This window comes from Mesorhizobium helmanticense, from assembly GCF_003034915.1.
GTDB classification, from domain to species: domain Bacteria; phylum Pseudomonadota; class Alphaproteobacteria; order Rhizobiales; family Rhizobiaceae; genus Mesorhizobium; species Mesorhizobium helmanticense.
Genome location: NZ_PZJX01000046.1, coordinates 65,032 through 71,060, shown reverse-complemented (window position 1 = coordinate 71,060; position 6,029 = coordinate 65,032). Strand labels below are relative to the sequence as shown.

Genomic DNA, 6,029 nt, shown 5'->3' with positions numbered 1-6,029 from the left:
CCATGAAATGGGGGAGAGGTGGCTCGGCGAAGCCGAGACGGAGAGGGGGCTTCGCGCTTCCATATGCGATTACCCTGCGCGCAATCCGCAGGGCGCTTTTGCGGGACCTGCCTCAGTACAGGCCCGTGCCTGTAAAGATCGTGAAATTGTCGGCGCTGCGGTTGCCTGAATTGCTGGAATCGTCCGTGGTGACCAGCGTCATGCCTTGCCGCATTGCCTTCTGCACCTTTTTCAGGATGTCGGGACGGGCCTTGATCCTTTGCAGGGCCTCGGTGTCGGACGCCCGGTCCTTCGATGAATAGGCCGGTCTGTCTCGCGCCATCGCGCAAATTCCTTGGATCGTTCGGGCGCGTGCGGCGTTCAAGGAGGGACGCAACGGAGGAGCAGAAAAATGGGCGATGATCGGCACGACAAAATCCAGGAGCGGGCACACCAGATCTGGCAACGCGAGGGTGGCATGCACGGCGATCACGAGCGGCACTGGCACCAGGCCGAGGCGGAAATCGACCGGGAAGCCGCTTTGCCGCTGACCGCGGACGATGCCTTGCCTGAAACCGGCGAGATCGCCAGCTCCGATGTTCTGACGGTCGAAGTGCTGGCCATGCGCACCGGCGTATCGGGCGATGAGGCGCAGGAGCTGATCGACAGGCTGGGCGGCGACCGCGCGGCAATCGAGCAGGCCGCGCGCAGCCTCGAGGCGAGACGGCGGCTTTAGCTTGCAATGCAGGTCGCGCAAAAGCATGCCCACGGGCCTGACCCGAGGGTGCGTAGCTGACGCAGGCCCGCATCTTGACGCAGCCGATGACTCGCAAGCGTAGCGAGTTCCTCAGATTGTTGCCTCGATTGGTTCGGCAAGTTTCGGGTTCGCACGCATGGCGATCAAGCAGCCGGCGATGATCAGGCATGCCCCTGCCAGCGTGGTCCAGGTAACCGCCTCGTCGAAGATGAGCCAGCCAAGCGCCACCGCCCAGATGAAGGCCGAATATTCCGTCGGGATCAGATATTGCGCTTCGGCGCGGGCGTAGGACCAGCTCATCATGAATTGGCCGACAAGCGACAGCGCCGTCACCCCGGCCAGGGGAAGCCAGAGATCGGCCGGCAGCGCGACGGCGAGCCATGGCGCGGCGAGGCCGAGGATGATTGCAATGGCGAGGTTCTGGAAGAACATGATCTCGATTGGCTTGGCCAGCAGCGCCTGTTGCCGGGCGAGCACCAGATTGTAGGCGTAGAACACCGTCGATACGAGCACGGCTGCCGTGCCCAGCACGGCGTCCTGCGAATAGCTTGCCCGTCCAAACTGGCCGGCCATGATGATCGCAACGCCGGCGAGGCCGGCCATCGACGCCCAGATCGCCTGCCGCCGGATGCGTTCGCCCAGCAACAGCGCGGCGAGGAAGAGCGCGAACAGAGGCGCGATGAAGCTGAGCCCGATCGCCTCCGCCAGCGGCAGCCTGGCAAGCCCCCAGAAGAAGCAGAGTATGACGATGCCGACGATCACGGCGCGCAGCGCATGCAGCCCCAGCACCGGAACGGTTGGCCGTGAGCGCGGCCCCGCCGACCAACCTGCGCCCGCGACCAAAGTAGCCAGCATGCTGCGCCACAGCACAGTGTTGTAGACGCCCACGGCGATAACCAGGACCTTCATCGCCACATCCATCGCGGACAGGAGGAAGATCGCCAGCGCGCAAATGAACACCGGGATCGTCGGGGCGCCTGTCAGGCTCGATGTCTTCACGGCTGAACTCATGTGACGGTTGCAGCCGGATATCTCACAGCAAACGGCATGACCAGATGGCAGTCCCGCCGACATGGCGGTCCAATGCGGGCAGGTGGGAGTATCTGGGCACGGAGTTGTGCCGCTCGCAGGGCGCGCATTTCATGGTCCGCGAAATCTGCTTATGGCGACGCCAGGCGATCCCAGCGCCGCAGCATGCGCCTCGGTCACTCTGCAGTCAGAACAACCTTGACGCTTTGGGAGCGGTCGGCGGCGAGGCGGAAGGCCTCGGGCGCGGACGAAAGGACGCGTTCGGCGGTAACCAGCTTCAAGACCTCGACTTCTCCATCGACGATGAGAGCGACCGCGTGATTGAATTCGGCGCCGAAACGGAATGATCCCTTCAGGTCGATCTCCTTGGCCATGACGGCGTTGCCCGGTACCGGGATCTGGCCGCCCGGCAGATTGCCGACCTGGATGACGACGCCGCCGCGCCGGACGCTGGCGATCGCCGCGGTGAGGCCGGCCGCGGTGCCTGAAATTTCCAAAGCAATATCGAATGGTCTGTCAGCGGCAAGCGCCTTGAGTTCGGCATCGCCGCCGGAAAGATCGATCGTCCGATCTGCACCCAGCCGGGTGGCGAAGGCGAGCGGCGCCGCGGCTATGTCGGCGACAGTTATCCCGCCGCAGCCTTTGAACCTGGCCGCGAGCATGGTGAGAAGTCCGATCGGCCCGGCGCCGAAGAGGATGACATTCCTGTCAGCGATCGCGCCGGCTCGCGCCACTGCGTGCAGGCTGACGGCGAGCGGCTCGGCGAGCGCCGCCGCTTGATATGACACATGCCGCGGGACCTTGACGCATTGCGCCGGCGTGGCGTCGAAGACGCTGGCGAACCCGCCTTGCATATGCGGCGTCCTGGAAGCCGAACCCATGAAGTAGATGTTCTCGCAGAGATTGGGGCGGCCTTCGGCGCATCGCGCACAGTGCCCGCACCACCGCGAGGGGTTGACCGCAACGCGGTCACCGATGGCAAGGCCGGGTGCTGCTGCGTTGATCTCGACAATCTCTCCAGCAACCTCGTGACCGAGTACGAGCGGAGATGTGACGACGAAATCGCCGGTTCGCGCATGGCGAAAATAGTGCAGGTCGGAGCCGCATATGCCGCCAGCGCCGAAACGCACGCGCACCATGCCCGACGCAAGGGGTTCGAGCGGACGCTCCACCATGCGCAGGTCTTCGGGGCTGAACAACGTCGCGGCGATCACATTGCCGGTCATTTGATCAGTCCCATTTGTGTCGGCAGCCACAGCGTGATGGCCGGAATGAAGGTGATCAGGATCAGCGCCACCAGCAACGGCACGAGCCAGGGCAGGATCGCCATCGTCGTGCGCTCGACCGACAGCTTGGCGATCCGCGAGAGAACGAACAGCACCATGCCGAGCGGCGGATGCAGCAGGCCGATCATCAGGTTGAGCGTCATGATCAGGCCGAAGTGCACGGGGTCGATGCCGTACAGGACGACGATGGGCAACAGGATCGGCACGAGGATGGTGATCGCGGCGATGGTATCAAGAAAGCATCCCACCACCAGCATCAGGATGTTGATCAGAATCAGGAACACCCATTTGTTCTCTGTCAGCGAGGTGATGAATATCGAGAACATCTGCGCCGCTTGGCTGACGGTTAGCAGCCACGCGAAGATCGACGCTGCGGTGACGATGAACAGAACCGACGCCGTCGTCTCAATCGTGTCGAAGCTGGCCTTGGCCAGCGTTGCGAAAGTCATCGTGCGATAGCGCACGAGCCCCAGGAACAGCGACCAGATGACCGCGGCCATGGCCGCCTCGGTTGGCGTGAACCAACCCATTGTCATGCCGCCGATCAGGATGATGGGCGTCATCAAAGCCATCACGGCGGAGAAGTCGAAATACCAGTCGCAGGCGATCAGAACCGCGAGAGCGATGCCGACGGAGATGTTGAGCGACAACCCGGCGCTCACCAATATGTAGACCAGGACCGGAAAGCAGCCGACGACCAGTATCTCGAGAGACGCGGCGCCGAGTTTGCGCAGTTCGAACGGCGTGTCGGAGCCCCAGCCGCTGCGATAGGCGAAGATGGCGACCGTCACCATCATCAGCACCGTCATGACGACGCCGGGCAGGATGCCTGCCATGAACAGCGCACCGATGGAGACGTTGGCCATCATACCGTAGATGACAAAGGGCAGCGACGGCGGAAAGATCGGGCCGAGCGTCGAGGATGCAGCGGTGACGCCGACAGCCGCCTCGACCGGATAGCCGTGATCACGCATGGCCTTGATCTCGATCGTGCCGATCCCGGCAGCATCCGCGAGGGCCGCGCCCGACATGCCAGCGAAAACCACCGATCCGATAATGTTCACCTGAGCGAGGCCGCCCTTCATCCACCCGACAAGCGCCAGCGCGAACGAATAGATGCGCCCGGTGACGCCGGCGATGTTCATGAGATTGCCGGCAAAGATGAAGAAGGGCACGGCGAGCAGCGGAAAACTCTCGACGCCGGCGATCATGCGCTGCGCGGCGATGATGTCGGGCGCCACACCGTAGAAGACGAGGTAAAGCAGCGACGATACGGCCATCGACACGGCGACGGGCACACCGATTAGCATCAGGACGAGAAAGGCACCGATCAGAAGCAGCATCGCCCTACTCCCCCAGCCCGTCGAATGCGGCGGGGCGCTCGAGCACCGAGTAGCCGCGGCGGACATTGCCGACGAACACCTGGACCGCGCGAAGCATCATCAGCACGAAGCCGGCGAACACTGAGTAGAAGACGATGTTGCGCGGCAGGTCGATCGTGACCATCCGCTCGCGGTGGACGATCCCGACATAGCGCCACAGAAGCCAGGACATGTAGGCGAAAAAGCCGATGGTGATCAGGTTCACCGCAAGCGCCAGATAGCGCCCGACCCGCGCCGGCAGATAGTGGTAGAGCACATCGACCTGGATGTGGCGCGACATGCGGGTGCACATCACGGAACCCAGAAACACGACGACGACAAGGCAGTTGATCGCGATCTCTTCGGTCCAGGCATAGCTGTTGTTGAGGACATAGCGGGTGAAGAACTGCAGGAAGACGCAGAGCGCCATGCCCCAGAACACTGCGAGTGTCGCCCAGTCCTCGACTGCGTAGCGAGAGAGGTCGACAGGGGCGGTCTCCTCCTCGAAGGCATGCGCCAGTTCTTCGGCTGTCACCGGGTTGTGAATCTCTTCAGTCATCGGCATGGCTCCGGTTGAACGACCTGCGCTGTCGTTGTCCAAACCGGTCCGGACGCATATACGCCGGACCGGTTTGAAAGCGATTACTTGATGGCGCGGATCGCCTCCCAATCTGCCTTGCGGTAGCCGAACTCCTCGAACGTCACTTTTTCCATCACGTTCTTCTCGAAGTCGGCCCGATCGACTTCGGTCACGGTCAGGCCGCGGTCCTTGAAGGTCTGAACGAGGCCCTTCTCGCGATCCACGATGATCTTGGTGGCGCGCGCGGCGGCTTCCTGCATCACTTCGGTGAAGATCGCCTTGTCCGCGTCAGAGAGCTCGGCCCAGCGCGATTTCGACACGATCGTGTTGAGATGGTCGACGATATGACCGGTCAGGACGATGTGCTTCTGCACCTCGTAGAATTTCTTCGCGTCGATCGTCGTCAGCGGGTTTTCCTGTGCCTCGACCGTGCCCTGCTGCAAAGCCAGATAGACCTCGGCGAAGGCGATCGGCGCAGTGTTGGCACCGCAGGCGCGCGGCATTGCGAGGTAGGCCGGCACATCCGGCACCCGGATCTTGAGGCCCGCCATGTCCGCGCATTTCGCGATAGGCCGGTTCGAGGTGGTATGGCGCGTGCCGTAGTAGGTCGTTGCTGTGATGTGATGGCCGGATGCTTCCTCGTAGCCGCGGGTCAGTTCCTTGTATTTGTCGCTTTTCGCGTAAGCGAGCAGGTGGTCGGCGTCGCGGAAGGTGAACGGATAATAGGTCACCCCGATCGGCGGGTATTCGCGCGCCGCGAAGCTTGATCCGGAAATGATGATGTCGACCGTGCCCAGGGTCAGACCCTGATTGATATCGGATTCCTTGCCGAGTTGGGACGCCGGAAACACGTCGATCGTATAGCGGCCGTCGGTGCGCTTCTTGATTTCTTCTGCCGCCCACACGGCCTCCGTGTGGAAGGGCTCGGACGTTTCATACACATGCGCCCATTTCAACGCTGTTTGTGCCGAGGCCGAAGCCATGGGCAGAGCGACCGTGGCGATCGCGCAGAGCAGTGCGGTATACCTTGAAAACAT

The 6,029-nt window shown here is 62.7% G+C and carries 7 protein-coding genes; 1 reads left to right on the top strand and 6 read right to left on the bottom strand.

Annotated features, from left to right (window positions below):
- Positions 1 to 112: 112 nt before the first annotated feature.
- Positions 113 to 409 (bottom strand): hypothetical protein, encoded by a 297-nt coding sequence (locus C9427_RS25170; protein WP_146172592.1) that lies wholly within the window; start codon positions 407 to 409, stop codon positions 113 to 115.
- On the opposite strand from C9427_RS25170, the gene C9427_RS25165 reads away from it, so the two are divergent.
- Positions 392 to 715: a DUF2934 domain-containing protein gene (locus C9427_RS25165; RefSeq protein ID WP_107651774.1), complete on the top strand. Its 324-nt coding sequence runs from the start codon at positions 392 to 394 to the stop codon at positions 713 to 715. The genes C9427_RS25170 and C9427_RS25165 overlap by 18 nt on opposite strands.
- Positions 716 to 826: 111 nt before the next feature.
- On the opposite strand, the gene C9427_RS25160 is transcribed toward C9427_RS25165, so the two are convergent.
- The 5 genes from C9427_RS25160 to C9427_RS25140 all read right to left on the bottom strand — a co-directional run bounded on the left by C9427_RS25160 (position 827) and on the right by C9427_RS25140 (position 6,029).
- Entirely contained in the window at positions 827 to 1,747 is a 921-nt protein-coding gene (locus C9427_RS25160) for a DMT family transporter (protein ID WP_107651773.1), read from the bottom strand.
- Positions 1,748 to 1,941: 194 nt separating this feature from the next.
- Positions 1,942 to 2,991, bottom strand: a complete 1,050-nt coding sequence (locus C9427_RS25155) for an L-idonate 5-dehydrogenase (protein WP_107651772.1) — start codon at positions 2,989 to 2,991, stop codon at positions 1,942 to 1,944.
- Entirely contained in the window at positions 2,988 to 4,394 is a 1,407-nt protein-coding gene (locus C9427_RS25150; protein ID WP_107651771.1) for a TRAP transporter large permease, read from the bottom strand. Before C9427_RS25150 ends, C9427_RS25155 begins: the two co-directional genes overlap by 4 nt.
- A 4-nt stretch (positions 4,395 to 4,398) precedes the next feature.
- Positions 4,399 to 4,971, bottom strand: a complete 573-nt coding sequence (locus C9427_RS25145; RefSeq protein WP_107651783.1) for a TRAP transporter small permease — start codon at positions 4,969 to 4,971, stop codon at positions 4,399 to 4,401.
- 83 nt (positions 4,972 to 5,054) lie between these two features.
- Positions 5,055 to 6,029, bottom strand: a complete 975-nt coding sequence (locus tag C9427_RS25140) for a sialic acid TRAP transporter substrate-binding protein SiaP (protein ID WP_107651782.1) — start codon at positions 6,027 to 6,029, stop codon at positions 5,055 to 5,057.

Excerpts from the sequence above, each read along its gene's own strand:
- C9427_RS25140 (WP_107651782.1), bottom strand. The coding sequence starts at position 6,029 with ATGTTTTCAAGGTATACCGCACTGCTCTGCGCGATCGCCACGGTCGCT.
- C9427_RS25165 (WP_107651774.1), top strand. The coding sequence starts at position 392 with ATGGGCGATGATCGGCACGACAAAATCCAGGAGCGGGCACACCAGATC.
- C9427_RS25150 (WP_107651771.1), bottom strand. The coding sequence starts at position 4,394 with ATGCTGCTTCTGATCGGTGCCTTTCTCGTCCTGATGCTAATCGGTGTG.
- C9427_RS25155 (WP_107651772.1), bottom strand. The coding sequence starts at position 2,991 with ATGACCGGCAATGTGATCGCCGCGACGTTGTTCAGCCCCGAAGACCTG.
- C9427_RS25145 (WP_107651783.1), bottom strand. The coding sequence starts at position 4,971 with ATGACTGAAGAGATTCACAACCCGGTGACAGCCGAAGAACTGGCGCAT.
- C9427_RS25160 (WP_107651773.1), bottom strand. The coding sequence starts at position 1,747 with ATGAGTTCAGCCGTGAAGACATCGAGCCTGACAGGCGCCCCGACGATC.